23 protein-coding genes are annotated in these 26,202 nt (G+C 43.3%); 14 read left to right on the top strand and 9 right to left on the bottom strand.

The window, feature by feature from the left end; all coding sequences use genetic code 11:
* Positions 1-159 precede the first annotated feature (159 nt).
* A complete protein-coding gene (locus tag ACP26M_RS01175; RefSeq protein WP_426585413.1) occupies positions 160-2,280 on the bottom strand; it encodes a bifunctional aldolase/short-chain dehydrogenase in 2,121 nt (706 codons plus the stop codon).
* A gap of 33 nt (positions 2,281-2,313) precedes the next feature.
* Entirely contained in the window at positions 2,314-3,450 is a 1,137-nt protein-coding gene (rhaT, locus tag ACP26M_RS01180; RefSeq protein ID WP_426585415.1) for an L-rhamnose/proton symporter RhaT, read from the bottom strand.
* A 282-nt stretch (positions 3,451-3,732) separates the two neighbouring features.
* On the opposite strand from rhaT, the gene ACP26M_RS01185 reads away from it, so the two are divergent.
* Positions 3,733-5,226 carry a gluconokinase gene (locus ACP26M_RS01185; RefSeq protein WP_426585417.1) on the top strand — a complete coding sequence of 498 codons (1,494 nt, stop codon included), beginning with the start codon at positions 3,733-3,735 and terminating at the stop codon, positions 5,224-5,226.
* A 19-nt stretch (positions 5,227-5,245) separates the two neighbouring features.
* On the opposite strand, the gene ACP26M_RS01190 is transcribed toward ACP26M_RS01185, so the two are convergent.
* A complete protein-coding gene (locus tag ACP26M_RS01190) occupies positions 5,246-5,770 on the bottom strand; it encodes a phosphatase PAP2-related protein (RefSeq protein WP_426585419.1) in 525 nt (174 codons plus the stop codon).
* 259 nt (positions 5,771-6,029) lie between these two features.
* Here ACP26M_RS01190 and ACP26M_RS01195 point away from each other — a divergent pair, with 259 nt between their 5' ends.
* From ACP26M_RS01195 to ACP26M_RS01205, 3 genes are all read left to right on the top strand, one after another.
* Entirely contained in the window at positions 6,030-6,449 is a 420-nt protein-coding gene (locus tag ACP26M_RS01195; protein ID WP_426585421.1) for a MerC domain-containing protein, read from the top strand.
* Between the two features lie 214 nt (positions 6,450-6,663).
* Complete coding sequence (locus ACP26M_RS01200) at positions 6,664-7,110, top strand: Fur family transcriptional regulator (RefSeq protein ID WP_426585423.1); 447 nt, start codon at positions 6,664-6,666, stop codon at positions 7,108-7,110.
* Complete coding sequence (locus ACP26M_RS01205) at positions 7,107-7,916, top strand: N-acetylmuramoyl-L-alanine amidase family protein (RefSeq protein ID WP_426585425.1); 810 nt, start codon at positions 7,107-7,109, stop codon at positions 7,914-7,916. The genes ACP26M_RS01200 and ACP26M_RS01205 overlap by 4 nt, the downstream gene beginning before the upstream one ends.
* Before the next feature lie 126 nt (positions 7,917-8,042).
* On the opposite strand, the gene ACP26M_RS01210 is transcribed toward ACP26M_RS01205, so the two are convergent.
* Positions 8,043-8,879 (bottom strand): aminotransferase class IV, encoded by an 837-nt coding sequence (locus tag ACP26M_RS01210; protein WP_426585427.1) that lies wholly within the window; start codon positions 8,877-8,879, stop codon positions 8,043-8,045.
* Positions 8,880-8,954: 75 nt separating this feature from the next.
* Positions 8,955-9,989: an RluA family pseudouridine synthase gene (locus ACP26M_RS01215; RefSeq protein ID WP_426585429.1), complete on the bottom strand. Its 1,035-nt coding sequence runs from the start codon at positions 9,987-9,989 to the stop codon at positions 8,955-8,957.
* Between the two features lie 75 nt (positions 9,990-10,064).
* Here ACP26M_RS01215 and ACP26M_RS01220 point away from each other — a divergent pair, with 75 nt between their 5' ends.
* On the top strand, positions 10,065-10,961 hold the full coding sequence (locus ACP26M_RS01220; protein WP_426585431.1) for a 1-aminocyclopropane-1-carboxylate deaminase/D-cysteine desulfhydrase: 897 nt from the start codon (positions 10,065-10,067) through the stop codon (positions 10,959-10,961).
* A gap of 109 nt (positions 10,962-11,070) precedes the next feature.
* Here the strand turns inward: ACP26M_RS01220 and ACP26M_RS01225 are convergent, their stop codons facing one another.
* Positions 11,071-13,110, bottom strand: a complete 2,040-nt coding sequence (locus ACP26M_RS01225; protein ID WP_426585433.1) for a PAS domain S-box protein — start codon at positions 13,108-13,110, stop codon at positions 11,071-11,073.
* A gap of 333 nt (positions 13,111-13,443) precedes the next feature.
* Here ACP26M_RS01225 and lat point away from each other — a divergent pair, with 333 nt between their 5' ends.
* Both lat and ACP26M_RS01235 read left to right on the top strand, forming a co-directional pair.
* Entirely contained in the window at positions 13,444-14,775 is a 1,332-nt protein-coding gene (lat, locus tag ACP26M_RS01230; RefSeq protein WP_426585435.1) for an L-lysine 6-transaminase, read from the top strand.
* A gap of 224 nt (positions 14,776-14,999) precedes the next feature.
* Positions 15,000-15,437 carry a hypothetical protein gene (locus tag ACP26M_RS01235; protein ID WP_090528165.1) on the top strand — a complete coding sequence of 146 codons (438 nt, stop codon included), beginning with the start codon at positions 15,000-15,002 and terminating at the stop codon, positions 15,435-15,437.
* A 103-nt stretch (positions 15,438-15,540) separates the two neighbouring features.
* Here ACP26M_RS01235 and bshB1 read toward each other — a convergent pair whose 3' ends face one another.
* The 3 genes from bshB1 to ACP26M_RS01250 are packed head-to-tail and all read right to left on the bottom strand — an operon-like array spanning position 15,541 to position 17,405.
* Positions 15,541-16,266 (bottom strand): bacillithiol biosynthesis deacetylase BshB1, encoded by a 726-nt coding sequence (gene bshB1, locus ACP26M_RS01240; RefSeq protein ID WP_176628936.1) that lies wholly within the window; start codon positions 16,264-16,266, stop codon positions 15,541-15,543.
* Positions 16,267-16,279: 13 nt separating this feature from the next.
* Positions 16,280-16,786: a glutathione peroxidase gene (locus ACP26M_RS01245; RefSeq protein WP_090528159.1), complete on the bottom strand. Its 507-nt coding sequence runs from the start codon at positions 16,784-16,786 to the stop codon at positions 16,280-16,282.
* A gap of 4 nt (positions 16,787-16,790) precedes the next feature.
* On the bottom strand, positions 16,791-17,405 hold the full coding sequence (locus ACP26M_RS01250) for a DUF4294 domain-containing protein (protein ID WP_091175285.1): 615 nt from the start codon (positions 17,403-17,405) through the stop codon (positions 16,791-16,793).
* A gap of 109 nt (positions 17,406-17,514) precedes the next feature.
* Here ACP26M_RS01250 and ACP26M_RS01255 point away from each other — a divergent pair, with 109 nt between their 5' ends.
* From ACP26M_RS01255 to ACP26M_RS01285, 7 genes are all read left to right on the top strand, one after another.
* Entirely contained in the window at positions 17,515-19,737 is a 2,223-nt protein-coding gene (locus tag ACP26M_RS01255; protein WP_090529622.1) for a RelA/SpoT family protein, read from the top strand.
* Between the two features lie 159 nt (positions 19,738-19,896).
* Positions 19,897-20,364 carry a Fur family transcriptional regulator gene (locus ACP26M_RS01260; protein ID WP_090528154.1) on the top strand — a complete coding sequence of 156 codons (468 nt, stop codon included), beginning with the start codon at positions 19,897-19,899 and terminating at the stop codon, positions 20,362-20,364.
* Between the two features lie 4 nt (positions 20,365-20,368).
* Positions 20,369-20,662: a DUF6922 domain-containing protein gene (locus tag ACP26M_RS01265; RefSeq protein ID WP_426585439.1), complete on the top strand. Its 294-nt coding sequence runs from the start codon at positions 20,369-20,371 to the stop codon at positions 20,660-20,662.
* Complete coding sequence (locus ACP26M_RS01270) at positions 20,617-21,249, top strand: nucleotidyl transferase AbiEii/AbiGii toxin family protein (protein WP_426585441.1); 633 nt, start codon at positions 20,617-20,619, stop codon at positions 21,247-21,249. Before ACP26M_RS01265 ends, ACP26M_RS01270 begins: the two co-directional genes overlap by 46 nt.
* The gene (locus ACP26M_RS01275) at positions 21,249-22,526 is read left to right on the top strand and encodes an adenylosuccinate synthase (RefSeq protein ID WP_426585442.1); all 1,278 of its coding nucleotides are present in this window, start codon (positions 21,249-21,251) and stop codon (positions 22,524-22,526) included. The genes ACP26M_RS01270 and ACP26M_RS01275 overlap by 1 nt, the downstream gene beginning before the upstream one ends.
* 27 nt (positions 22,527-22,553) lie before the next feature.
* A complete protein-coding gene (locus ACP26M_RS01280; RefSeq protein ID WP_426585444.1) occupies positions 22,554-23,882 on the top strand; it encodes an anthranilate synthase component I family protein in 1,329 nt (442 codons plus the stop codon).
* Positions 23,883-24,076: 194 nt separating this feature from the next.
* Entirely contained in the window at positions 24,077-26,035 is a 1,959-nt protein-coding gene (locus ACP26M_RS01285) for a M1 family metallopeptidase (RefSeq protein WP_426585446.1), read from the top strand.
* Positions 26,036-26,202 lie beyond the last annotated feature (167 nt).

Here is a 26,202-nt window from a genome sequence, read left to right on the forward strand (position 1 = left end):
ACGAAGCAATCGCATGCTATACAGAGTGGCTACGCATTGCGGCCATGCTTCCGTGCGATTGCCACGCTATCACTCGCAATGACATTGGTTTTATTTTTATTAAGGAAGGCTAGCCCTTAAGCGATGACCATGAACCATGATCTATCAACCATGAACTAACTACCGCACAAACGCCATCGCCACGCCGCCATCAACATTCAACACGTTACCGGTTGATTTGTTAAGCAGGCCGCCTGTAAAGGCAAAGCAGGCATTAGCTATATCGGCAGGTAAAATCACCTCGTTTAATAAAGTACGTTTTGCGTAGTACGCTGGCAGTTCATCTACGGTAACGCCGTAAGCTTTAGCACGGCCTTCGGCCCATCCGCCGGCCCAAATGTTGCTGTCGCTGATTACTGCATCGGGGTTAACTACGTTTACGCGGATCTTGTCGGTGCCAAGCTCGGCAGCGTTTAACCTGCTCAAGTGTAACTGGGCCGATTTTGCCGAGCCGTAGCCGGCGTTGTTCGGTCCGCTTACTAAGGCGTTTTTACTTACAATGTTGATAATGTCGCCGCCAATGTCTTGTTTTTTCATCACAGCAACTGCCGCCTGGGTAATGAAGAACTGGCCTTTAACCAATACATCGTACAATAAGTCCCAGTCTTTTTCAGTATGGTCGGCAATTGATTTAGAGATAGACAAGCCGGCGTTGTTCACCACAATATCAACGCCGCCGAAAGCTAAAGCAGCAATTTCAAGCGCTTCGTTGATCTGATCGGCTTTGGTTACGTCAAGTACGGCAGTTGTGTATGAATCTTTGCCGTATTGCTTTTTGAACTCCTCGCCTGCACCTTCCAGGCGCTCGGCGTTCATGTCATTCAGAATAACTACGGCGCCTTCATCAACAAATTTTTTGGCGATAGCTTTACCTATACCACCAGCGCTGCCGGTGATCAGGGCAATTTTGCCTGAAAGGGCTTTTGGCTTAGGCATGCGCTGTAATTTGGCTTCTTCCAATAACCAGTATTCAATATCAAAAGCTTCCTGGCGTGGCAACGAAGTATATTCAGAAATCGCCTCAGCACCCTTCATTACGTTGATGGCATTGGTATAAAACTCGGCGGCAACGCGGGCGGTTTGTTTATCTTTTGAAAACGAGAACAAGCCTACCCCCGGATACAGGATGATCACCGGGTTGGTATCCCTGATAGCCGGACTGTTATCATGCTTACAGGTATTGTAATAATCAGTATACATTTGGCGGTAAGCCTCAAAGGCAGGAGCCAAACGTGCTTTTAACGCGGTAACATCGCTCAGGTCTTCGCCCGGTGCAAGGTCAAGCACCAGCGGACTGATCTTTGTACGCAGGAAGTGATCGGGGCAGCTGGTACCCAAAGGAGCCAAACGGTCAAGATCATTGGAGTTAATAAATTCCAGTACGCGGGCATCATCCGTAAAGTGACCAACCATGTGCCTGTAGCTTGAACAAAAACCACGTAGTATAGGTGCAAGGGCAGCCGCCTGTTTTTTACGGCTGGTCTCGTCCAAACTTTCAACTTTTTGACCACCGAAAACAGGGCCTTTTTTTCCGTAGTTTTCTTCAAGATATTCGGCACAGCGCTCAATAACCTCAAGCGTGTTCATGTAGCTTTCGTAAGCTGTATCGCCCCAGGTGAATAAACCATGCGAGCCCAGCATAATACCACGGATGCCCGGATTTTCGTCAAGGCACTGTTTTAATTGCAGGCCAAGCTCAAAGCCTGGTTTTTTCCATTCAACCCAGCCGATGGTGCCGTTAAAAAGCTCCCGGGTTATTTTTTTACCATCTTTTGCTGCCGCGATGGCGATGGCAGCATCAGGGTGCAGGTGATCGATGTGTTTGAATGGCAGGAAGCCGTGAAGCGGCGTATCAATAGATGGCGCTTTTGAGTTAAGATCGTAGATGCAGTGATTAAACAACTCAACCATTTCATCTTCAAATTCAACCCCGCGATAAATGTTTTTCAGGCTACGAAGGCGATCAACATAAAGGGCAGCCAAGCCGCTCTTTTTCAGCGTACCAATGTCACCGCCCGAGCCTTTGATCCACATTACCTCAACATCATTGCCGGTAAGCGGGTCTTTACTCATCAACTTGCATGAGGTGTTACCGCCACCATAGTTGGTAAGGCGCAAATCGGCACCCAAAAGGTTGGAGCGGTATATGAGCAGGGCTACTTCATCGCCCGCCAGTTCGGCGGCTTTTGCTTCATCCCACAAATAGCTTACGTGTTTAAATTCAGTTGTTTTCGACGACATATATTTTAATTGTTGAATTATTGAGTTAATGAATTATTGATTTGTTTTTATCGTTGGCTTATTTAGCTCGGCTTTTACCGTCGGTTTTTCGGGTTTTATCTTATTCCCATATCCCACAACCAGTACCGATATTACAATTACTGCTATACCGGCTATTACCGTTGCGAATGCTTTTTTACTTACGCCTTTCCACTCTTTAAGTACCAGGCCCCACGTATTAGCAATCAGGATAATGAAAGCCATGTGCAGGATCCAGGAGCTGGCGCCATTACCCATTTTACTTTCGCCCATACCGTAAAAAAAGAACTGTAAAAACCAGGTTGTGCCGGCCAGTGCCGCAAACAGGTAGTTTTTAAGCAGCGGTGTTTTTTTATCGGTATAATTATCAAACGTTTTGTTGCGGGCATTTAGCACCATACACCATATAAAGTTAGTGGTTAAGCCACCCCATAGTATAATAATATAGGTTACGTTGTTTGAAAACAGGAAATTGCCTTGGCCCGGATGCGCCGCCTGCCAGATCTGGTTAGCTGTATCGGCCATTGGTTTCCCGGCTTCAATACCGAAGTTGAAACAAGCGCTCAGGATCCCCGAAACTACCGCCACCAGTATACCTAAGCCAAAGCGGTAATCCTTATTTTCCTGGGCTATGGTTTTATCGGCCGAGAGTTCTTTCTCTTTCATCATACCTGCTTTACCGCATATAATAATACCCACTACACAAAGCACAATGCCCAATAAAACCATCTGCCCCCATTGGGTGTGCAGCATCAGCGTAAAGGTATCTTTCCCTTCTTTCGGGAAAAGGTCATAATAAACCGATGGAATTATCGATCCAAAAACCGAGCATAAGCCCAGTATGATGGTACTACCCAGCGATACTCCTAAGTAACGTACCCCTAATCCATATGTTAAACCGCCAATGCCCCACAGCAATCCCATAAGGTACGTCCAGCCAAGGGTAGCAGTAGCTGTATGGCTTATAATGTCGGCAAAGCCGGGAATAGTAAGCCATGCTGCCAGCGGTGGTACAATGAGCCATGAAAAAATGCCGCCTACTATCCAGTAGCTTTCCCAGGCCCAGCCTTTTATTTTTTTGTAGGGGATGTAAAAGCTCCCCGAAGCAAAGCCACCGATAAAATGGAAGATGACCCCTAAAATTACTTGCATATTCTCTGATTGGTTTATATTGGTAAGGCTAATGTAGATAATTTAAATGCCGGAACTGTCCTTTGCTGTCATGGATGTGAAGGAATTTGTCTGAACGGGGATTTGGGGTGGGTCTATGGAATAGATAGGATTTTTGTCTGAACCGGGGTTTTTGGGATTTGCTGGAATAGACAGAATTTTGATGAGCTGATTTTATGTTAAACTGTTAAAGAAATCCCATAATCCTAAAAATCCCCCCAAATCCCGGTTCTCTTTATTATTTTGGCAATCAAATACATCTCTATGCAGGCATATATTTTAGGTATTGATATTGGCACCGGCAGTACAAAGGCCGTAGCGGTGAGTTTAACGGGCGAACCATTAGGTACAGTATCCAATCATTATCCCATTAATAGCCCTGAACCCGGTTACAGCGAACAGGATCCGCTGTTGATTTGGGACGCTTTTGTAAAATGCCTTGCCGGTATTACTGCCCAATTGGGAGCCGTTCCGCAGGCCGTGAGCCTGAGCAGCGCCATGCATAGTATTATTCCGGTTGATGAGCATGGCGAAGCGCTGCTGCCTATGATGACCTGGGCAGATGCGCGGAGCGAGAGCATCGCGCAGGCATTGCGTGCAACAGAAAAAGGTGAACGCCTTTATCATAACTGCGGCACAGCTATTCATGCCATGTCGCCCCTAAATAAGTTGTTGTGGCTGCGTGATAATCAAAGTAACATCTTTGAAGCCGCCCATAAATTCATTTCGATAAAGGAGTTTATCTGGTTCAGGCTTTTTGGTGTTTTTGAGGTTGATTATTCCATTGCGTCGGCTGCAGGATTGTTTAATATTGTAACCAAAGAATGGAATGATGAGGCTCTTACACTCACCGGTATTACTGCTTCAAAATTATCAGCCCCGGTTAATACCACTTATCACCGTAACAATATCAGGCCTGAAGTAGCTGCATTAACCGGGATAAATGCCGTTACCCCTTTTGTTATAGGGGCAAGTGATGGTGCATGTGCCAATTTAGGCAGCCACACTACCGGCCCGGATGTAGCGGCGCTTACTATAGGCACCAGCGGCGCGGTACGCATTACCAGCCCGAAGCCAGTTTACAATTACGAAGCCATGGTTTTTAATTACCTGCTTGATGAGCAGACTTATGTATGCGGCGGAGCAGTAAATAACGGAGGTATAGCGGTAAACTGGCTGCTCAAAAACTTTTTGCAAAAGGATAACCTTACCGCGGCTGATTATGACGCTTTGTTTAATGAGATAGCAACTATACCTGCCGGCAGCAACGGGCTTATATTTTTACCCTACCTGTACGGTGAACGCGCCCCGCTCTGGGATACCAAAGCCTGCGGCACATTTTTTAATATCAAACCGGCACATACCCGGTCGCACTTTTTACGTGCGGGGCTTGAAGGCATTTGCTTTGCGCTGAATGATGTGCTTAAAACATTGGAAGATGCATCGGGCGGGATTACACAAGTCAATATCAGTGGTGGTTTTACCAGCTCAGCAGTATGGACACAGGTACTGGCAGATATCACCGGGAAAAGGCTCGCAGTGCTTCAGTCTGAAGATTCATCAGCGCTCGGCGCTATTTATCTCGCTGCACGGATATTATATCCTGAAAGTTATGGCGCGCTTACCCGTGTTGAACAGCAGGATTTTATCGAACCAAATACTAAAAATCATGAAGTATACAGCAAAATGTTCCCGGTATTTAAAAAGCTGTACAGTGATTTAAAAGACAGCATGCATTTGGTGGATGGATGGGAGTGAAGACGGATTAAAAAAGTTATCATTCCAGCCCCAGCCATTTAACCAATCTCCAGCAACCATATACAAAAAACGGCGCGGCCACTACATCAATAGTGTAATGAATATGCTGTATCAACAGTAATACAACCAATACTATCGCGCAAATTAATGCGATCAGTTTATCTGTGCGCTTTTGCAGGTGCAGGTACACGAGCACCATGGTTGCTGTATGGCCCGAAAAAAACAGGTCTTTGGTGATAAACGTATGCCCGTAAAAAACGCTTGTGCTTGGGTCAATAAGCGGGACAAGGCCCATTGGCGGATTGAGCTTGACCAGGCCGATAGTGATAAACCGGGCAATACATACAAAATTCAGTGTCCAGATATAAGTGATACATATCCTCGGGTTATAAAGCGCCCGCCACATCATGAGCAGGCCCATGCTCCAGATAAGTATAAAAATAGGGACTGAGAGATCGTAAGAGGGTAAATGGGCCAATACCCAATCATTAAGTACAGCCCCGTCCTGCCTTTTTTCGATATACTTAAAAAAAGACGGTAACATGTTAATGATGATGACTATGACTATAGTGGCACCCAGTAACTTGAGCCTGCTGGCCCGGGTATTGTAGGCGCTCTGCCAAAGCTGTTTTATATGATAAATGGAGGCTAAATTCAATCTGTGTTTTTTTATAAAGCCTGCAAAAATACAGTTTGCTGATTAATATTAAGTAATTGTCAGGTATTTGTTAATTTAATAAACTCAAATATGGATAGTGAAAACAAATGCAATTGTGTTGCATTAACTTGTTTATATTTGCGGCATGGATTTTCAAAAGCTTTCACCCCGGCTGGATAATATTGGTATCACCGCTTCAACGCTTTGTGCTATCCATTGTGCAGTAGTGCCTTTGCTGTTTACGAGTTTGCCCCTGGTGGGCCTTGGTTTTTTGGCTAACGCCTGGGTAGAGTGGGGGATGATCATTTTCGCCCTGGTTATAGGAGTGTATTCTATAGGCTTATCCTACTGGCGTACGCATCGCCGTTCAGTTCCACTATTTATGCTTGTATCAGGTTTTGTTATCATCATGGGAGGGCACGCGTTTACAATAACAGGAAAATCCGAGGCTATGATAGTTCCTGTTGGAGGCTTGCTGATAGCCGCCGCGCATTATGTAAATTATAGGTATACCGGTGCCTGCAATCATAATCATAAAACATATAAACTTAAAAAGGTTGAGTAATGGATAAGCGCCACAGGAAATTCTTTTATGCGTTTTTGCTGTTCAACTGCTTTTTGAGTCCGGCTTGTAACCATGAAAAGCATGGTGCCTTGGCTGTATCAAACCATCATACTAAGCCAATAAAAAATACCGTTATAAAAGCCGGCAACTAATGGCGCATATTATACGTACCATTATTAAATTAGCGGCCTTATAATTATTACCCGATTAATACATGACACAAACCCGCGATATACATCATTTTGAGCACCTGCTTGATAAGCATCACCTGAAAAAAACCGCGCCCAGGCTGCGGGTTTTATCCATGATGTCGTCAAGACATTCGGCTACCTCGCAGCCCGACCTGGAGAGCCTGATGCATGATATCGACAGGGTTACCCTTTACCGGATCCTCAATGCTTTTGAAGAAAAAGGGATCATCCATAAAGTATTTGATTTAAACGGTACGGCAAATTATGCCCTTTGCTCGGCGAGCTGTAATGAGCATGACCACCATGACGAACACCTGCATTTTAATTGTACCCAGTGCAAAAATGTATATTGCCTTAATGATATGAACCTGCCGGTGATAGATCTTCCAGCGGGCTTTGAGTCGCATGGCTTTACCCTGTATGCTCATGGCTTATGCCCCAGGTGCAGTAAAAAGGCGGTGAAAAAATGAAATACATCGCTTTGCCCGGGATGATCATCCTGTTATTCCTGTTTCAAAATTCATTCGCGCAGCAAAAAGATACTATACCTGCTGTTACAACTTTTAGGTTTAAAACGGTTGTTATTGATGCCGGGCATGGCGGCAAGGATGCCGGGGCGCGTGGTTCACATTCGTTTGAGAAAAATGTAACACTGTCAATAGCCCTGAAGCTCAAGGCAGCGCTTGATACGGCCATTACCGATGTTAACGCTATCCTTACCCGTACCGATGATACCTTTATCCCGCTAAACCACCGCTCGGCTATTGCTAATCAAAACCATGGCAACCTGTTTATTTCCATTCATTGCAATTCATCGCCCGAGGGCACTGCCGCACGTGCACATAAGCAAAAAGGGGTACTGATGCTGGTATACGGTTTCCACCGCCTTAAGGAGCAGGAAGAGGCCATACGCGAAAATGCTTCTATTTTCCAGGAAAAGGATTACAAGCAGAACTACGAAAGCTATGATGAAAGCGATCCTTCAAATATGATCGTACTGAATGCTTATATACAGAAATACCGTAAGCAAAGTATCCGTTTTGGTGATCTGCTTGATGATGAGTTTACCGGGGTAGATGGCCGCGAAAGTAATGGTGTGAAAGAACAGGGGGTATTGGTGCTGGCCCATAGCGCTATGCCTGCTGTATTGATAGAAACCGGTTTCATTAATAACCCGGAAGAGGAAGAGTACCTTAATTCGGACGAAGGGCAGCACGAAATTGTAATGACGATCATCAGGGCACTTCGGAATTACCGCAAGGCGATAGGATCATAAAAAAGCTTAAAGCTGAATGCCTCTAAAGCTGAAAACCTGATCTTCCGGTACGTGAGGTATAGCATTTCTCCTCAATCCGGCGCTTTGCCCTTGCTGTACGGCGAAATGATGTAAAATATGTTCAACTTATAGTTTATTCAACTCATCCATCAATATCTTGCTGTACTGATTAAAGTAGCGCCTTACCCCAAAACCCATAACGGTTTGGATACCGCGGGTGGCGTTGGTTAAAAATACTTCATCGGCCTCGTATAAAATATCAGGGTTGATCTGGGCTTCGGTGATATCAATTTTGTTTTCCTTTGCCAGTTTGATCACTACCTGGCGCATTACACCTTCAACGCAGCCCTCGCTTAGCGCCGGGGTATATAAATGGTTTTGATAATTGATGAAAATATTGGAACTGCTGGCTTCGCACAGGTTACCGCTTTGGTTCAACAGAAAAACATCATCCAGCTTGTTTTGAGTTTTGTACAAACCCGCCATTACATAAATAAGCGAGTTGCATGTTTTAATGTTCGACAGATAGTTGGACGGTTTGGGTAGTTCCGTAAACACATCCATGATCAGGCCCTTCTCATTCAAAAAATACCGGGGCTCCTCTGATGGGGTTAACTCCAGGCAATAACCCATTTTATTTTGAGTAGGGGTATACAAGCCTTCGGCATCGCGGTAGACGGTAAGGCGTAACCTGCCGTGTTTAACTTTATTCCTGCGGGCAAGCTCACTAACTATTTCGTTCAGGAACCAGGTATCCATTTGCGAATAACCATCAATTTTAAGAGATTTCATGCCCCGCTGAAGGCGGTCGGCATGCAGTTCGGCAAATTTTAATTTTCCTTTCATTAACCGCATGCTTTCAAACAGGCCATCGCCATATTTAAAGCCCCTGTTGCCAATGGTAAGCAATGGAGTGTTTTGAGGGAGATATTCGCCGTTAAAATTGATGAATACGGGCATCATGGGACGGGTAGATATTATAATTTGATCGTGTTGTTAATAATTACCGGGTATTGTTGCTCTTCTATCTAACGTCTGTTATTTCGTATCTGTATCGCTGTACTTTCGCCATTTTGCAAGTACGGCCTCAAAATCAGCCGGCAGCGGCGATTCAAAATGCACCTGCTTTTTTAACGTAGGATGTAAAAAGCCCAGCGTTTGTGCGTGCAGGGCTTGCCGCGGCATCAGCTCAAAACAATTTTCAACAAACTGCTTGTACTTGCTGAACATGGTGCCCTTTAAAATTTTATCACCGCCGTAAGTGGCGTCGCTAAACAGGGGGTGACCGATATGCTTCATATGTGCCCTGATCTGATGGGTACGGCCCGTTTCCAGTTGGCATTCAATCAGGGTAACGTAGCCCATTCGCTCTAAAACTTTATAATGCGTTACCGACCATTTTCCTTTTTCAGGATCATCATATATCGACATTACCCGCCTGTCGGCCACACTGCGGCCAATATAGCCGGTAATGGTGCCGTCTTCCGGTAAATCGCCCCAGGCAAGCGCTATATATTTACGAGTGATGGTATGCTCAAAAAACTGCTTAGCCAGCCAGTTCATGGCACGCTCATTTTTGCTGATAAGCAGCAGGCCTGAGGTATCCTTGTCAATGCGGTGTACCAACCCTGGCCTGCCATCGTTGCCCGGCAGGGTTGGCAATTGCTGAAAATGGTAAACCAGCGCATTAACCAGTGTGCCCGTATAATTGTTATAACCGGGATGTACCACCATACCGGCTTCCTTATCAACCACCAATACATCATCATCCTCATAAATAATATTGATGGGGATGTTTTCAGGATATACTTCCGTATCGCGCGGAGGGTGTGGCAGCACTACCGAGATCACATCAAGCGGTTTTACTTTATAGCTCGATTTGATGGTTTTATCGTTCACGAGCACATTGCCCAGCTCAATGGCATTTTGAATACGATTGCGCGAAGCATTCTCCACGCGGTGCATCAAAAATTTATCAATCCGCAAAAGCGACTGGCCCTTGTCAACCACTACGCGTAAGTGCTCATACAAGTCCTGTTCTTCCTGCTCAATAAGTTCGGGTTCGTGTGCCATTTGAGGCGCAAAAGTAATCGTTTTTTATGGTAGGTTAAACGTAATATTGCAATAGCATTAACGCCGTATTATTTTATGAACATTGAGCTTGAAATTTTTAGCCCGGTACAGCAAGTCAGTAACCCCCTGTTTGATGACTACGGCCTTAAAGTTTTCATCAAGCGTGATGACCTGATCCACCCCATGATATCGGGCAATAAATGGCGTAAGCTTAAATATTTACTGAAACAGGCGCAAACTAAAGGGAAGGCACATCTTGTAACCTTTGGTGGCGCTTACTCCAACCACCTGATGGCCACAGCCGCGGCTGCCGCAAAGTTTGGCTTTAAAGCTACAGGCATAGTGCGCGGCGAGGAGGTTGATAACGATACCTTGTTTTTATGCCGCCTGCATGGTATGAACCTCCAATTTACTGACCGCGACAGCTATCGTGATAAACCGGCCCTGTTCAATCAATATTTTGGCAATGATGAACAGGCTTTTTTTATTGATGAAGGCGGCGCATCTGCCGAAGGGGCCAAAGGCTGCAGCGAACTGGTTAACGAACTAACCGAAACCTACGACCACATTTTTTGTGCCTGCGGTACCGGTACAACAGCGGCGGGTATCATTAACGGATTAAATGGTCATCAGCTTAAAACAAAATTCAACGCGGTGCCGGTATTTAAAAACGGTGGTTTTATTAAAGAGGAGATAGACCGGTTTTTAACGACCCCGGCAGGATATAACATACATACCGATTACCACTTTGGCGGTTATGGCAAAGCGAATGACGAGCTCATCAGTTTCATTAAACAATTTGTTGCTGCAACAGGGATATTGATAGAACCTGTATATACCGGCAAAATGATGTATGCCCTATATGATTTAATAAGCAAAGGGCATTTTAAACCCGGCAGTAAAATCCTGGCAATTCACAGCGGGGGGATTTGGGGCCTGTTGGGAATGAAAGAAAAGTTTAATCAACACTAATTACACGAATGTGTTCGAATTTTTGCGAATTAAAGTTAGATAGCAGTAATTAAGTTAATCAGTTTGAATTTACACAAATCAGGTTAATTCGTGTAATTCGTTCTAATTGTTAGGCGTCATGCAGGTCATTCGTGTTTATCGGGATCTCAAAATGGAAGGTTGACCCTTCGCCGTAAGTGCTTTCAACCCAAAGCCTGCCCTGGTGACGGTTAACAATTTCCTGGCAAATATACAAGCCAATTCCTAATCCCGACATGTGAGAGGCGAGGTTCTCAACGCGATAAAAACGTGAAAATACCCGTTCCAGTTGATCGGGCTGGATGCCGATGCCAAAATCCTGTACCGATACCCTAAATTTATTATTGATAACAAGGGCCTCGATGATCACTTTATCTGCCTTTGGCGAATATTTAACGGCGTTGGTTACCAGGTTAATGACAACCTGCTCAATACGCTGGCTATCGGCATGGATAATTAATTCCCCGGCAGGTAAATTTAAAAGGAGCTGATGGGAGGGGCCGGTTTGTTGCAGGATCTCTCTCAATTCGGTAAGCAGTTTGATCACATCAAAATCAGCATAAGTAAAAGGCAGTTTACCGGTCTGGATTTTGGTAACATCAAGCAAGTCTGATATCAGGATGGTTAATTTGCCTACCTGTTCCAATGCCCTGTTGGCCAGTACTTTGCTTTTATCATCCGGAGGGAGGTTACGGGCTATGATTTGGAGGTAGCCCTTTAAACTGGTGACCGGTGTTTTTAGCTCATGGCTTGCAAGCCCTATAAATTCATCCTTTTTTTCATTAAGCTCTTTAATATTTTCATAAAGCTTGGCGTTATCAAGTGCTACCGCGGCCTGGGCGGCAACAGCCAAAACAAGTTGCTCGTGCTCCCTGGTAAACCTGGCCGGTTGTTCGTGCCCAAAAAATAACCCGCCAATCACCTCGCCCGATTTGCCCCTTACCGGAACAGCGAGGTAGCTTACTACCGGCAGGTGCCCTTTAGGCTGGCCAAAATGTGGTGCATTTTTTCCGTAGCGTGGGTCTTTGGTTATATCATCAACCCTTACCGTTCCCTCACCACTGAAAGTAGGGTGAAAGACTGCCGTATTACGCGGCATGCCAAATTTTTCAAATGCCTCACGCGGCGCGCCCGAAAGCGTGAACAGCATATATGATTCGCCCTGCTCGTTAACCTGGTTGTGAAAAAAAGCGCCAAACTGTGCGCCGCACAACTGGGTGGTGGCATCGGTAACTTTTTGCAGGATATTTTGAATATCCAACTCGGCCGAAATAACCTGTCCTATGGAGTTTAAAATCTCCAGGCGTTCGGCATACTGTTGTAATCTTTCTTCTGATTTTTTTTGCCTGCCTATATCGCGGATTATTTTTGAAGCCCCTATTACCTTATTGTTGTTGTTTCTTATGGGAGATATGGTAAGCGAAATTTGTATTTCCTCGCCGCTTTTTGTTTTACGTATGGTTTCAAAATGTTCTATCCGTTCGTTAGCCCGTATTTTATTAATGATCATTTCTTCCTCATCATAACGGTCTTCCGGTATTAAAACCGTGATATGTTTGCCTATGATCTCATCTTCGGTATAACCAAATAAACGTTGGGCCGCGCCGTTCCAGCTGGTAATTATACCATTAAGGTTTTTACTTACAATAGCATCTTCTGATGATTCAATGATAGAGGCCAGCATCCCTTGCTTTGACTCGGCATTTTTTTGTTCGGTAATATCTATCAGGGTATTGGCGGCGCCTGCCAGTTCGCCCTTTTCATTGAAACGGGGCTTAGGGTTGGATAATATATAGCTTACACTTCCATCGGGACGTTTAATAAGTATTTCCTGCTGCTTTATAGCCCTGCCATATTTTAATACTTTACCCGTTGGTGTTTCATCGGGAGCTAACAGTATACCGTCGGAGGTAAATATCTCCCAGTTTACATACCACTTGTCTTTATTAGCTTCAGGCGTTTTGCCCCAAAGCGTTACCGCCGCTTTGTTAAAAGAGGTTATATAACCCTCTTTATCGCAGGTATAAACTGCAACGGGCAGGTCTTCAAACAAGTCCCAGTCGGCACTATTGTTAAATGTTACTTTTGGGACCGGTTTTGAGTGGCTGGCAGATAATGGTTCTTCTCCCATGGTTATAAATATCCCCTTTGGTTGTATCTGGTACTAATTTAATATTAAAATAATCAACCTATGCCAAATTAATTAAAAAGAAACGTTTATTAAATTATGCCGGTACAATTCAGGTTGGCGGATGAGGAATTTAGTTGTTAACCGGGCGGTAAATGTAAATTTGAGCTGCATTTTTTTATGAATATCGTGATGGAAACGGGTGTACCGGTTTTAAGTTTGGTACAAAAAGTAACTTTAAACAATTTAAAGTTACTTTTTTGCCAATCGGTTCAAAAACCGCTTAAATTTTGATTTTAGGCGGTTTTTACTAAATTTGTAATAAACCCAATTAATATGTACAACCTACTTGTTTCTCCGCAGGATGTCCAGGCGTCGCTTCAAAAGCATGTACTGGCCGATGGATTCGACCTCACTTTTGATATGGAAAAAAGTAAGGGTGTTTATATTTATGATGCAAAATATAACCGTACGCTGCTTGACTTTTTTACCTGCTTTGCTTCGGTGCCCCTGGGCTATAACCATCCCAAAATGCTGAATGATGAAGAGTTTAAGAAAAACCTCATGCTTGCGGCTTTAACCAACCCGTCAAATTCAGATATCTATACAACGCAATACGCCCAGTTTGTTGAAACGTTTGACAGGATAGGGATCCCCGAATACCTGCCGCACGCTTTTTTTATTGCGGGTGGCGCACTGGCTATTGAAAACGCGCTGAAAGTAGCTATGGACTGGAAAGTGCAGAAAAACTTTGCCAGGGGTTATACTAAAGAAAAAGGTTTTAAAGTATTGCACTTTGAGCATGCATTTCACGGTCGCTCGGGCTATACATTGAGCCTTACCAACACGCTACCAAATAAAACCAAGTGGTTTGCCAAGTTTGACTGGCCGCGGGTGTCTGTACCCTATATGAATTTTCCTTATAGCGATGCCAATCATGAAGACCTGCTAAGGAGGGAGCAATTATCGGTGGCACAAATCAGAAAAGCATTTGAAGATAATAAGGATGATATATGCGCCATAATTATTGAGCCTGTACAATCAGAAGGAGGCGATAACCATGTACGCAAGGAGTTTTTGGAAAAACTGCGTGAGCTTGCCGATGAGTACGAGGCATTGCTGGTATATGATGAGGTGCAAACAGGTGTTGGTTTAACCGGAAAATTCTGGTGTCATGAGCATTTTGGTGAAAAGGCGCGCCCGGATATCATAGCTTTTGGCAAGAAGATGCAGGTTTGCGGCATATTGGCCGGCAGGCGCATTGATGAGGTTGAAGATAATGTATTTAAAGTATCATCGCGCATAAACTCAACCTGGGGGGGCAGCTTGGTTGATATGGTACGCTCGTCAAAAATAATGGAGATTATTGAGGAAGATAACCTTTGTGATAATGCAGCACTGATGGGAGAGTACCTGCAAAACGGCTTGAGTGAAATTGCCGAACGGCACACGGTTATCAGTAATGTGCGGGGGAAAGGATTGCTTACAGCCTTTGATTTTCCGGACAAAGCAATAAGGGACAGCTTTATTAAAAAAGGTTTTGAAAATAATATTATGTACCTTGGCTGCGGCGAAAGGAGTGTGCGTTTCCGTCCGGCGCTGATCATTGAAAAAAGCCACATTGATATAGGCCTTGATATGCTTGAACAGCTTTCGGTCACTTTATAATACAATAAATAAAGAAAATTAATCCCGGCTACAGCTAAATCCGCTCATGAAACGGATGAAATTAACTAATATTTAATAAGGTAAAATCGACATCTATTATTTGCAAAAATGGAAAGATATTAATATACGCTACTTTTTTTCCAAAATACGCTATATTTTTTGTTATTATTCCGATTAGATTTGTTGCAACCCTATTAAAGTAACGTAGTTCTATTTCAAGCACCATGAGCAAACACATAGAGAAATTAAAGAAACAACTGGTTGAAGTTGCCGAGGTTGTAAACTCATTCAAATCTGAAGCTGTGCAGGTTCGAATAATTGACCGTTTACTGGAAGTTATGATCGAATCGGAGAAAGTAGATGCCGAGGGTGTTGAAATGTTTGGTAAAAAAGTAAGGAAATTACGCGTTGAAGATGAAGGCGGAGGTGTTTCAGGACGTAAAAAGCCCGGCGCTACCAAAATACTTAATCAATTGCTAAATACAGATTTCTTTGATAGTCAGCGGTCTATTTCATCAATTGCCAATTACTGTAAAGAACAGTATGATTCTGATTTTAAAACATCTGAACTTTCAGGGATCCTCTTAAAATTAGCTAATGAAAATAAGCTCAGAAGGGAGCGGAGCAATGAAAACAATCGCTTTGAATATATTAAAGCATAAGTATCATCATACTTGCTAAAATAAACAGGGAGCCTGATTTTCAGGCTCCCTGTTTATTTTAGGGTGAAATTTATTATATATAACTTATAGTTAAATATAAATATTATTTAAGGTTAAATAAATTATCTACCCCTAAAATTTTTCTGCTTGTAAAGCCCTCGGCGTATTTTACCTGGATGCTTTTGCCAAACTCGCGTGCCCGGCCGGTTACTATTTCAATAAAATTGGATGTTGAAATATAGGTTTGAGGCTCATCTTCCCAGCTCGGGTTATAAAACTGTGATCCGTAGGCATTAATACTCTCTATTTTTTTATCCCAATGTTCGGTTACATCAATTAATATATCAGGAGTAATATAATTATCCTGTATAAAATGCAGCACCATGTCTGGCCGCCAGGCCTCTTGTGGTGTGCCATCAATATCAAATGTTTCTATTTTGCGAAGGCCAGCTAAAAATGCCGAGGCTTCAACAAGTTCATTTGCCCGGCCATGATCGGGGTGGCGGTCATGGTAAGCATTGGTTATTACAATGGAAGGACGAAATTTGCGGATGGCTTCAATAACCTTTACCTGGTGTTCGCGGGTATTTTCAAAAAAGGCATCGGGCAGGCCAAGGTTTTCACGTACGGCTAAACCTAATATTTCGGCGGCGGCGGCGGCTTCCTGTTTACGGATCTCGGCCGAGCCGCGGGTACCCAACTCGCCGCGGGTAAGGTCAACAATACCAACTTTATAGCCAAGGGCAATATGTTTTAAAATTGTACCTGAACAACCTAATTCAGCATCATCAGGATGTACCGATAAAACTAATATATCTAATTTAAGCATGCGCAAAAATAATTCATTGGTTAAATGCCGCTGTCAGCAGGCGGTCAATCTTTCGCCTGATTTTTGAGGAGTTAGGTTTGGTGAAAGGGTAGTAAAAATCAACTACATACCCATTCTTATCAATCAAGAATTTATGAAAATTCCAGCGCGGAACCGAACGTACATTACCATTCTCCTTTTTATCGGCAAAAAATTGATACAATGGGTCGGCATATGGGCCACGTACCCTTATTTTTTCAAATATGGGATAATTTGCTCCATTGGCTTCACAAAAAACAGCAATAGCTTCGCCATCTAAAGGTTCCTGGCCGCCAAAATCATTTGAAGGGAATGCAAGAATTTCAAAGTCCTTGCCGGCAAGCTGAGTTTTTAAAGCTGCCAATTCTTTTAGCTGAGGTGTAAAGCCGCATTGCGATGCCGTGTTTACAATTAAAAGAACCTTGTTTTTATATTCGGAAAGACTGATCTCTTCACCGTTTAACTTTTTAACGTTAAACTGGTAAATGCTTTTGTTATCCATTAAACTAATTGCTGTATGAATTATATCCGGCCTGGTTTAATATGGCTTCGATATCCTTCTGTTCTTCAGGGTCGTAGGTTTCTTTGAGATTATGACCAAATATGCTGGCTACCGACTGGAACATGAAAGCCTTAAAGCCGCCTTTTAATTCTTTAACCATAGCAAAGCTGGTTTGCCCGGTTTCGCGGTCAATAAGCTTAATTAAAACCTCTCCCTGACTAATTGTCAGGTTTTTTATTTCTTTATTGAACAGGTTTTTTATTTCACCCTCGCAGGTGCTTACCAGTTCTTTTTGTTTTTTCCTGTCGGCAGTAACGGCAAGGTCGCGCTGTAACTGGCGGTACCTTTGCCCTGCAAAACGTGCGTAGGGCAGTACTTTCATTACATTATAACGCAAACGGCGGTAGTTTAGCCTATCGGCCTCGCTCGCAAAAATACGGGTATCTACAATTCTAACCTCCGGCTCAACTATCCATGGTACAAGCTCACCATCAAGGTTGGTCATCGCTGTTTTGATGGTATCATTTTTGCCAAGAGTTACGGGTGCAGGCGTAGCTGTTTGGGCCTTTGCAGCACCCATTAAGCAACATAACAGCAGCGTAAAACCAATAAATTTCATATTTTTACTTAATACAAAAATAATGTAATTTTTTTTGGTATTTTACTAATACCTGCAATAATATTTATTTGCTGCATGTTTATGATTGAATACCGCTAATACCCCGTACATGAAAGACTTAGTGATAGACCTGGAAGCCGAGAAGAACGAGATACTAAAAAGATACCGTGCTTTGTTGCGTGCCTGTAAATCAACCCTGCAAAAGGGCGATAAACGCATGATACGCAAGGCATTTGATATGGCCCTGGAAAGCCATAAGGACATGCGCCGTAAAAGCGGCGAACCTTATATATACCACCCTATTGCCGTTGCCCAGATAGCCGCCGAAGAAATTGGCCTGGGTACCACCTCAATAGTGTGCGCCCTGCTGCATGATGTGGTTGAAGATACCAACATGACGCTTGATGAAATTGAGATGGAATTTGGTAAAAAGGTTGCCAAAATTATTGATGGCCTTACCAAAATATCAGGGGTATTTGATACCAATAGCTCATTGCAGGCCGAAAACTTCCGCAAAATGCTGCTTACCCTTGCCGACGACGTAAGGGTGATCCTGATTAAGCTTGCCGACAGGCTGCATAACATGCGTACCATGGAGTTTATGCCCAGGGACAAGCAGCTTAAGCTGTCGTCAGAAACGGTTTACCTGTATGCGCCCCTGGCACACCGCCTGGGCTTGTATGCCATAAAATCTGAGCTGGAAGACCTCTCCATGAAATACATGGAGCGCGAAACCTACCAGTTCATCAAAAATAAACTGAACGAGAAAAAGGCCGAGCGTGAGCGTTTTATTCGTGATTTTATCGAGCCAATTAATAAATCGCTGCAAAGCCAGGGGCTTGAGGCTGATATTTTTGGCAGGCCGAAATCAATCCATTCTATCTGGAATAAGATGAAAAAGAAATCGATACCTTTTGAGGAGGTATATGACCTTTTCGCCATCCGGATCATATTGGATAGCGCCCCTGAACATGAAAAGGCCGACTGCTGGAAAGCTTATTCGATAGTAACCGACCAGTACCGCCCCAATCCAGACCGACTGCGCGACTGGATCTCATCGCCCAAAGCTAACGGTTATGAATCATTGCATACCACGGTAATGGGCCCGCGCGGGCAATGGGTTGAAGTGCAGATCCGCACCAAGCGCATGAACGAGATTGCCGAAAAAGGTTTTGCCGCGCATTGGAAATACAAGGAAGCCAGCACCGACAGCGGTCTTGACCAATGGGTACACAAAGTGCGCGAAATGCTCAAAAACCCTGATACCAACGCGCTCGACTTCATCGATGATTTTAAGATGAACCTCTTCAGCGATGAGATCTTCATTTTTACACCAAAAGGAGCGCTGATCCAGTTGCCATTGAATGCTACGGCGCTCGACTTTGCCTTCGAGATCCATACCGATGTAGGCGCAAGCTGTATCGGTGCTAAAGTAAATCATAAACTGGTGCCGCTAAGCTACAAGCTCCAAAACGGCGACCAGGTAGAGATCATTACCTCAGGCAAGCAAACCCCTAAGGAAGACTGGCTTAATTTTGTAGTTACCGCAAAAGCTAAGGCTAAAATCAAGTCGGCTTTAAAAGAAGAGAAACGCAAGATTGCCGAGGATGGCAAAGAGATCCTGGAGCGTAAAATGAAATCGCTTAAGATCACTTACAATTCCGAAAACCTGCAAAAAATCAGCTACTTTTTCAAGCTGCAGGCCACTCAGGATCTTTTTTACAATGTTGCCAAAGGCATTATTGATATGAAAGACCTGAAAGAGTACCAGGCATCCGAAAAAGTAATTGACAATAAGCCGCAGGATAAAATTGACCAGGAGCAGGTTCAAAACCTCATCAAAAATATCAAGGCCAAAGACAGTGATATCCTGCTCATTGGCGAGGATATGCAAAAGATTGATTACAAGCTGGCCAATTGCTGCAATCCTATCCCCGGCGATGATGTTTTTGGTTTTGTTACCGTGAGCGACGGGATTAAGATCCACCGTACCAATTGCCCTAATGCGGCTAAGCTTATGGCTAACTATGGCTACAGGATAGTAAAAGCCCGCTGGACAAACCAGCAGGAACTTGCCTTCCTTACCGGCTTGCGCATTACCGGTATTGACGAGGTTGGGTTAATCAACAAGCTTACCACGGTAATATCAAATGATTTTAAAATAAATATCAGGTCTATTACAGTTGATAGTGATAATGGTATATTTGAAGGGTCGCTGATGTTGTATGTAAATGACACCAGCCACCTTGATACCCTGATTAAAAACCTAAAACAAGTAAAAGGCGTAACCGCGGTTAACCGTTTTGATTCGGCAATTGAAAAAGCGTCGTGAGGATAGAAGCAGGAAGTCAAGAGTCAAGAAGCAAGAAAGAACCGGGAAATTAAGAATTATGAGGCAAGACAGAATTCACCAATCTTGATTCCTGACTCTTGACCTCTTGTCTCTCTAATCCATAATTTATTAATAACTTTGCCCCGTTAATACATCATTATGTCACAGCAGGATACCATACCAATGGTTAAAAAAATTTTTGAGGCTTACCTCGAAAATAAAAACCTCAGGAAAACCCCTGAACGTTTTGCTATACTCGAAGAGATATATTCCCGTACAGATCACTTTGATGTGGAGTCGTTGTACATCCACATGAAAAATAAAAAATACCGTGTAAGCCGCGCTACGGTTTACAATACGCTTGAGCTGTTGGTTTCGTGCGATCTGGTTACTAAACACCAGTTTGGCAAAAACATGGCCCAATTCGAAAAATCATACGGTTACAAACAGCATGACCACATCATTTGCATCGATTGCGGTAAAGTGGTTGAGTTTTGCGATCCGCGTATCCAGCAGATCCAGAGTATGATGGGCGATATATTGAAATTTGACATCAAACACCACTCATTAAATCTTTATGGTAATTGTACCAAATTAAGAGAGGGTTTTTGTGACAGACGAGTATAAAATCATGGACAAACCTATTTTAAGCAAGCAGGCATTTTGGGATGTTGATATGGATAGTATCGACTATCAGAAAAATGCCGCGCATGTTGTTGAAAAGGTTATCGAAAGAGGAAAAGCAGAAGATTTTAATAACTTGTTGAAATTTTATGGTTTTGACAAGGTGAAAGAATTAGCCTTGCAAGCATTATGGCTTTCAGATATCAGCATCAATTTTTGTTGCGTGCTGTTTAAGGTTAAACCTACCGATTTTAAATGCTACGAAAAGAAACAGTTGAACCTGCAACACTGGAACTTTTAAAAAAAATAGTTTCACTTCCTGGATTTGAACAATTCAGATTGGTTGGAGGTACTGCACTTTCGCTACTTTACGGACACAGGCTATCAATTGATCTTGATTTTTTTACAGATCAGCCACTTGATAAAGAATTTATCAAAGAAACCCTTAATGATAATTTCAATCAGGTTAGAAATGAAAACGACAGGTTTAAATCCATATATCAATGCCTCATTGAAAATATCAAAGTTGACTTTGTTTCTGTTAAAGATCCATTTACTTATCCGGCACAAATAATTGAAGGAATTCCCATTGCCGATATTCGCGATTTAATAGCGTTGAAGCTTAATGCAGTGAAAGGCAGAGGGGTAAAAAAAGACTTTTGGGACATTGCCAAACTCCTGGAGTTTTATTCATTTGAAAATCTTTTTCAATTTTATCATGATAGATATACTTATGATGATACCTTTGCGGTCATAAGATCAGTGGTTTATTTTGCTGACGCTGAAAATACTATAACTCCCGAGTCATTAGATGGTATGACATGGGACAAAGTAAAACAAACCATCACAAACGCATTTGACGATTATTATAGAAATATTAGAAATTAATGGCTGTTGACGTATTATTAGGCCTCCAGTGGGGCGATGAAGGAAAAGGAAAAATTGTTGATGTGCTTAGTGCAGGTTATGACCTGATCGCACGTTTCCAGGGCGGGCCAAATGCAGGTCACACGTTGGAATTTGACGGTAAAAAGTTTGTTTTAAACACCATTCCTTCAGGTATATTTTTTGAAAACACCATGAACCTTATTGGTAATGGTGTGGTGATTGATCCTATCACCCTGAAAAAAGAACTGGATAAATTAAAAGATGCCGGACATGATCTGCTGGCAAAAAAGAATCTTTTAATTGCTAAAAAAGCGCACCTGATATTACCTACCCACCAGTTGCTTGATGCCGCCAATGAAAAAAAGATGGGCGAAGGCAAAATTGGTTCAACGTTAAAAGGTATTGGTCCAACGTATATGGATAAAACCGGTCGTAATGGTTTACGGATCGGTGATATCACCTTGCCCGATTTTAAGGAGCGTTATCAGAAGCTGGTTGATAAGCATGTATCTATGCTGCAGCAGCTTTATGGCGAAGTAGCAGATTTTTCAGAACGCGAAACACTGTTTTTCGAAGCACTTGACGTTTTACGCCAGTTCCCGCTTGTTGATTCTGAACATTGGGTTAACAGCTATATTAAAGATGGCAAAAAGGTGTTAGCTGAAGGTGCTCAGGGCGCTATGCTTGATATCGACTTTGGCTCATATCCGTTTGTAACTTCATCAAATACTACCGCTGCCGGCGCTTGCACAGGTTTAGGTATTGCCCCACAGCAAATTGGCGAAGTAATAGGTATTTTCAAAGCTTATTGCACCCGTGTAGGTGGCGGTCCGTTCCCAACCGAACTGGAAAACGAAACAGGTGAGGAACTACGCAAAGTAGGCCATGAGTTTGGTGCAACTACAGGCAGGCCACGCCGCACCGGCTGGATCGACCTGCCGGCTTTAAAATATGCTATTATGCTTAATGGCGTTACCCAGCTGGTAATGACCAAGGCTGATGTATTAAGCGGTTTCGATAAAATTTATGCTGCTACTCATTACAACTATCTGGGCGAGCAGATTGATTATATGCCTTACGATATTTGCTCAGTTAAACCAGAGCCGGTATACAAGGAAATTGATGGCTGGAACGAAGACCTGACCGGCATTACCGAGCTGTCTCAAATCCCGGCTAAACTGCAATCATATATTGATTATCTTGAAGCTGAACTTGGCGTACCGGTAAAATATCTATCAGTAGGTCCGGACAGGAAACAGACTTTAACGTTACATTAATAGATATTCCCTATACCCATAGGGTTTATGATAAGAATAAAAAGGCCGGACGTTCCGGCCTTTTTTCATTTACTTGGTTATTTTTGCAGGGTGATAGTACAGGTTAATGATCTGCCGGAATTCAGAAAGAAGGCGTTGCAATGGGCCGCAACTTTTGATACGCTGTGTTACCTTGATTCGAATGGATTTAATGATCTCTATTCCAAATTTGATACGCTAATAGCGGTTGGCTCCCGTGCCGGACTTACTGCAGATGCAGGTAACGCTTTTGATAAGCTTGATGAGTTCAGAAAAAATAATCCCGGCTGGATGACGGGTTTCCTGGGATATGACCTTAAAAATGAAATTGAAGCGCTTACATCAACTAATCACGATGGCTTAAAATTTCCAGATTTGTATTTCTTTGTTCCTCAACATCTGATTTTGATAAGGGGGAAGGAGGCTGAAATTATTTCAGATAACCCCGAACTTGTCATAAGATCAATCATTGAGCAGGGTTTAATTGAACCTGTACAGCAGGCTAATATCAACCTATCCCCACGCTTCAGCAGGCAGGAATACATTGACACGGTAAACAAAATAAAAGAGCACATTACCCGCGGCGATATTTATGTCACTAACTTTTGCCAGGAATTTTTTGCAGAGGATATACTTCTTGATCCGCTGGAGATGTTTACGAGACTGAATGAAGTTTCGCCCAATCCGTTCTCTACTTTTTTTAAATGGAATGGTAATTATATTCTCGGCGCTTCGCCCGAACGATTTTTGGCTAAACGGGGAAGTAAACTCATCTCGCAACCCATAAAAGGTACGGCTAAAAGGATGGATGATATTGAAGCCGATGAACAGGCTAAACAGCGCCTGCGCAGCCATCCCAAAGAACTGCAGGAAAACGTAATGGTTGTTGACCTGGTAAGAAATGATTTAACCCGCTCGGCTAAACCCGGCACGGTTAAAACCGAAGAGCTCTTCGGTATTTACAGCTTTAAGCAGGTGCACCAAATGATCTCTACAGTGGTTTGCGAAATACAAGATGGGCTTTCAAATGTGGAGACCATTAAAAATACCTTCCCCATGGGTAGTATGACCGGTGCACCCAAGGTTAGCTGCATGCAACTGATGGAACAATACGAACGCAGTAAGCGTGGCGTATACTCAGGCGCTATAGGCTATTTTAGCCCCGATGATGATTTTGATTTTAACGTAGTGATCCGTTCATTGCTTTATAATTCCTCCAATAAATACCTTTCGTTTCATGCAGGTGGAGCTATAACTTATCACGCTATCGCTGAAAATGAATATGAGGAATGTTTGCTGAAAGCTGCAGCGGTGATGGAAGTTTTGGGTGGGAATTGATTATTTTGAAAACTAAAAAACAATCCGTCATTGCGAGGAACGAAGCAATCCCAAATCAGCAGAGTAGCTATGCAAATCCGCCCTGTAAAGTTGGGGATTGCTTCGTTCCTCGCAATGACGCGCGTGTAGCAGATCACCAAATTTTTATTATATTGGCTGTAAAGTACTATCACTATTCGCTTCTAATTATTAATATGTTAAGACCCCTACAAAACATAAAGCTAATTATCGGTTCCCTGTGTTTATTAGCAACCGCTATCTCTTCAGCCCAAACTAAGTATCATCCTTCAGATTTATTCCCGGCGCAGCCCTTATTACCTCCGGGCAACTCATATCGTACCGCTGCCGGTGAACCTGGCCCTGCCTACTGGCAAAACAAGGCTGATTATCTAATTGATGCAGCGCTTGATGATAAAACCAACGTCATAACCGGTACAGCTACAATTACTTATACCAATAATAGCCCCAAAGCCCTTTCGGCACTGTGGTTGCAGCTGGAACAAAACGTGTTTAAAAAAGATTCGCGGGGGATTCAATCCAAGCTATTTCTTTACCAGGATCCTGAAAAAACTACTCCAGACGGCGGATACCAGGTAGAAGGCGTGCAGCTTGCCGGAAATAAAGCTGGAAATATCAAATACCATATTTATGATACACGGATGCAGCTGGAGCTGGCACAGCCGCTGTTAAGCAGCCAGGCCATCAGTTTTAGCATCCGCTATCGTTATAACTTTCCGGTAAATTATAAAAATGCCGATTTCCTGGTTAACCGTACGGATATCCTCCCAACAAAAAACGGTAATATCTATGCGGTGGCACAATGGTACCCCAGGGTGTGTGTGTTGGATGATGTAGAAGGATGGAACACGCTGCCGTACTTAGGTAACGGTGAGTTTTACCTGGAGTATGGCAATTTCAGGGTTAATATCACAGTGCCATCTGGACTTATTGTGGAAAGCTCCGGCGATCTGCTCAATCCTGAAGAAGTACTAACACCAACCGCACTTAAGCGCTGGCAGGCTGCCAAACAAAGTGATGTGCCGGTGCAGATCAGAACAGCCAAAGAAGTAACTGATCCTTCATCGAGGCCAGCAAAAGCCACCTGCACCTGGAGATTTAAGTTAGATAACGCAAGAGATTTTGCGTGGACAGCCTCCCGTTCATTTATTTGGGAAGGGCTGAGTTTTAAGCTTGCTGATGGCAGGAGAGTAATGGGTAGTTCGTTATATCCGGTAGAATCAGAGAAGCAAAACAGCTGGAAACGCTCGTCAGAGTATATCAAATTTACCTTGCAGCATTTTTCCGAAAAATGGTTCCCATACCCTTATAATAAAGCAGTTAACGTGGCTTCAAACCTGGATGGTATGGAGTACCCCGGCATGGTTTTTTGCTCGGCAAAAGATACCGGCAATATGTATTTTGCTGTAGTAAACCACGAGCTGGGGCATACCTGGTTCCCGATGGTTGTGGGGAGCAATGAACGCAAATACGCCTGGATGGATGAAGGCTTTAACATGTTCATTGACAAAATAGCCGTCAAAGCTTTTAATAAAGGTGAGTTTATAGGTTATGTAGAGATCGATAGTCCGCTCGATTCGCTGTTTACGGAAAAGCTATTGCCTATTGTTACCCGCCCCGATGCTTTGCCCGGCAACCAGGTATATCCGTTGCAGTATCAAAAAGTGGCTTACTCTCTCGCGCTTTTGCGTAATCAGATATTAGGCCCTGAACGTTTTGACCGCGCTTTCAGAAAATATATCCGTGACTGGGCTTATAAACACCCAACTCCCTGGGACTTTTTCAGGAGTATAGATAGCTCGGCAGGTGAAGACCTGACCTGGTTTTGGAAGTCGATGTTTTTGGAAAACTACCGCCTCGATCAAAAGGTAACTAAAGTAGAAAGTGCGGCAGATTGTCAGCCTATTATTACAATCGAAAACATGGACAAGGCTGCTATGCCATTGGTGGTTGAAATAACCTATGCAGACGGTTTAAAGGAGCATCGTGAATTTCCGGTAGAGATTTGGGAATATAGCAGTATTTATACTTTTACCGGCGATAAGAAAGCTGCGGTTGCCAAAGTGATTATCGACCCGGATAAGATCTATCCGGATGTGGATAGGAGCAATAATAGTTTTGAGGTGAAGAGATAAGAAAGCGACCTCTTGTTTATCTCTTTGCACACACTTCTTCACAACAGTCATTGCGAGGTACGAAGCAATCGCTATCTATACAGAGCCGCTCTGTAAATCAGGGATTGCTTCGTACCTCGCAATGACGATTTTATAGAATTTTGTTCTATTCTCGTTCTATCAGAATC

The sequence above is a fragment of the Mucilaginibacter sp. R-33 genome, from assembly GCF_049949235.1.
Taxonomy (GTDB): domain Bacteria; phylum Bacteroidota; class Bacteroidia; order Sphingobacteriales; family Sphingobacteriaceae; genus Mucilaginibacter.

Bases quoted from the DNA above. Each gene is read 5' to 3' on its own strand.
- ACP26M_RS01175 (WP_426585413.1), bottom strand. From the start codon at position 2,280: ATGTCGTCGAAAACAACTGAATTTAAACACGTAAGCTATTTGTGGGAT.
- rhaT (WP_426585415.1), bottom strand. From the start codon at position 3,450: ATGCAAGTAATTTTAGGGGTCATCTTCCATTTTATCGGTGGCTTTGCT.
- ACP26M_RS01185 (WP_426585417.1), top strand. From the start codon at position 3,733: ATGCAGGCATATATTTTAGGTATTGATATTGGCACCGGCAGTACAAAG.
- ACP26M_RS01190 (WP_426585419.1), bottom strand. From the start codon at position 5,770: ATGTTACCGTCTTTTTTTAAGTATATCGAAAAAAGGCAGGACGGGGCT.
- ACP26M_RS01195 (WP_426585421.1), top strand. From the start codon at position 6,030: ATGGATTTTCAAAAGCTTTCACCCCGGCTGGATAATATTGGTATCACC.
- ACP26M_RS01200 (WP_426585423.1), top strand. From the start codon at position 6,664: ATGACACAAACCCGCGATATACATCATTTTGAGCACCTGCTTGATAAG.
- ACP26M_RS01205 (WP_426585425.1), top strand. From the start codon at position 7,107: ATGAAATACATCGCTTTGCCCGGGATGATCATCCTGTTATTCCTGTTT.
- ACP26M_RS01210 (WP_426585427.1), bottom strand. From the start codon at position 8,879: ATGATGCCCGTATTCATCAATTTTAACGGCGAATATCTCCCTCAAAAC.
- ACP26M_RS01215 (WP_426585429.1), bottom strand. From the start codon at position 9,989: ATGGCACACGAACCCGAACTTATTGAGCAGGAAGAACAGGACTTGTAT.
- ACP26M_RS01220 (WP_426585431.1), top strand. From the start codon at position 10,065: ATGAACATTGAGCTTGAAATTTTTAGCCCGGTACAGCAAGTCAGTAAC.
- ACP26M_RS01225 (WP_426585433.1), bottom strand. From the start codon at position 13,110: ATGGGAGAAGAACCATTATCTGCCAGCCACTCAAAACCGGTCCCAAAA.
- lat (WP_426585435.1), top strand. From the start codon at position 13,444: ATGTACAACCTACTTGTTTCTCCGCAGGATGTCCAGGCGTCGCTTCAA.
- ACP26M_RS01235 (WP_090528165.1), top strand. From the start codon at position 15,000: ATGAGCAAACACATAGAGAAATTAAAGAAACAACTGGTTGAAGTTGCC.
- bshB1 (WP_176628936.1), bottom strand. From the start codon at position 16,266: ATGCTTAAATTAGATATATTAGTTTTATCGGTACATCCTGATGATGCT.
- ACP26M_RS01245 (WP_090528159.1), bottom strand. From the start codon at position 16,786: ATGGATAACAAAAGCATTTACCAGTTTAACGTTAAAAAGTTAAACGGT.
- ACP26M_RS01250 (WP_091175285.1), bottom strand. From the start codon at position 17,405: ATGAAATTTATTGGTTTTACGCTGCTGTTATGTTGCTTAATGGGTGCT.
- ACP26M_RS01255 (WP_090529622.1), top strand. From the start codon at position 17,515: ATGAAAGACTTAGTGATAGACCTGGAAGCCGAGAAGAACGAGATACTA.
- ACP26M_RS01260 (WP_090528154.1), top strand. From the start codon at position 19,897: ATGTCACAGCAGGATACCATACCAATGGTTAAAAAAATTTTTGAGGCT.
- ACP26M_RS01265 (WP_426585439.1), top strand. From the start codon at position 20,369: ATGGACAAACCTATTTTAAGCAAGCAGGCATTTTGGGATGTTGATATG.
- ACP26M_RS01270 (WP_426585441.1), top strand. From the start codon at position 20,617: ATGCTACGAAAAGAAACAGTTGAACCTGCAACACTGGAACTTTTAAAA.
- ACP26M_RS01275 (WP_426585442.1), top strand. From the start codon at position 21,249: ATGGCTGTTGACGTATTATTAGGCCTCCAGTGGGGCGATGAAGGAAAA.
- ACP26M_RS01280 (WP_426585444.1), top strand. From the start codon at position 22,554: ATGATAAGAATAAAAAGGCCGGACGTTCCGGCCTTTTTTCATTTACTT.
- ACP26M_RS01285 (WP_426585446.1), top strand. From the start codon at position 24,077: ATGTTAAGACCCCTACAAAACATAAAGCTAATTATCGGTTCCCTGTGT.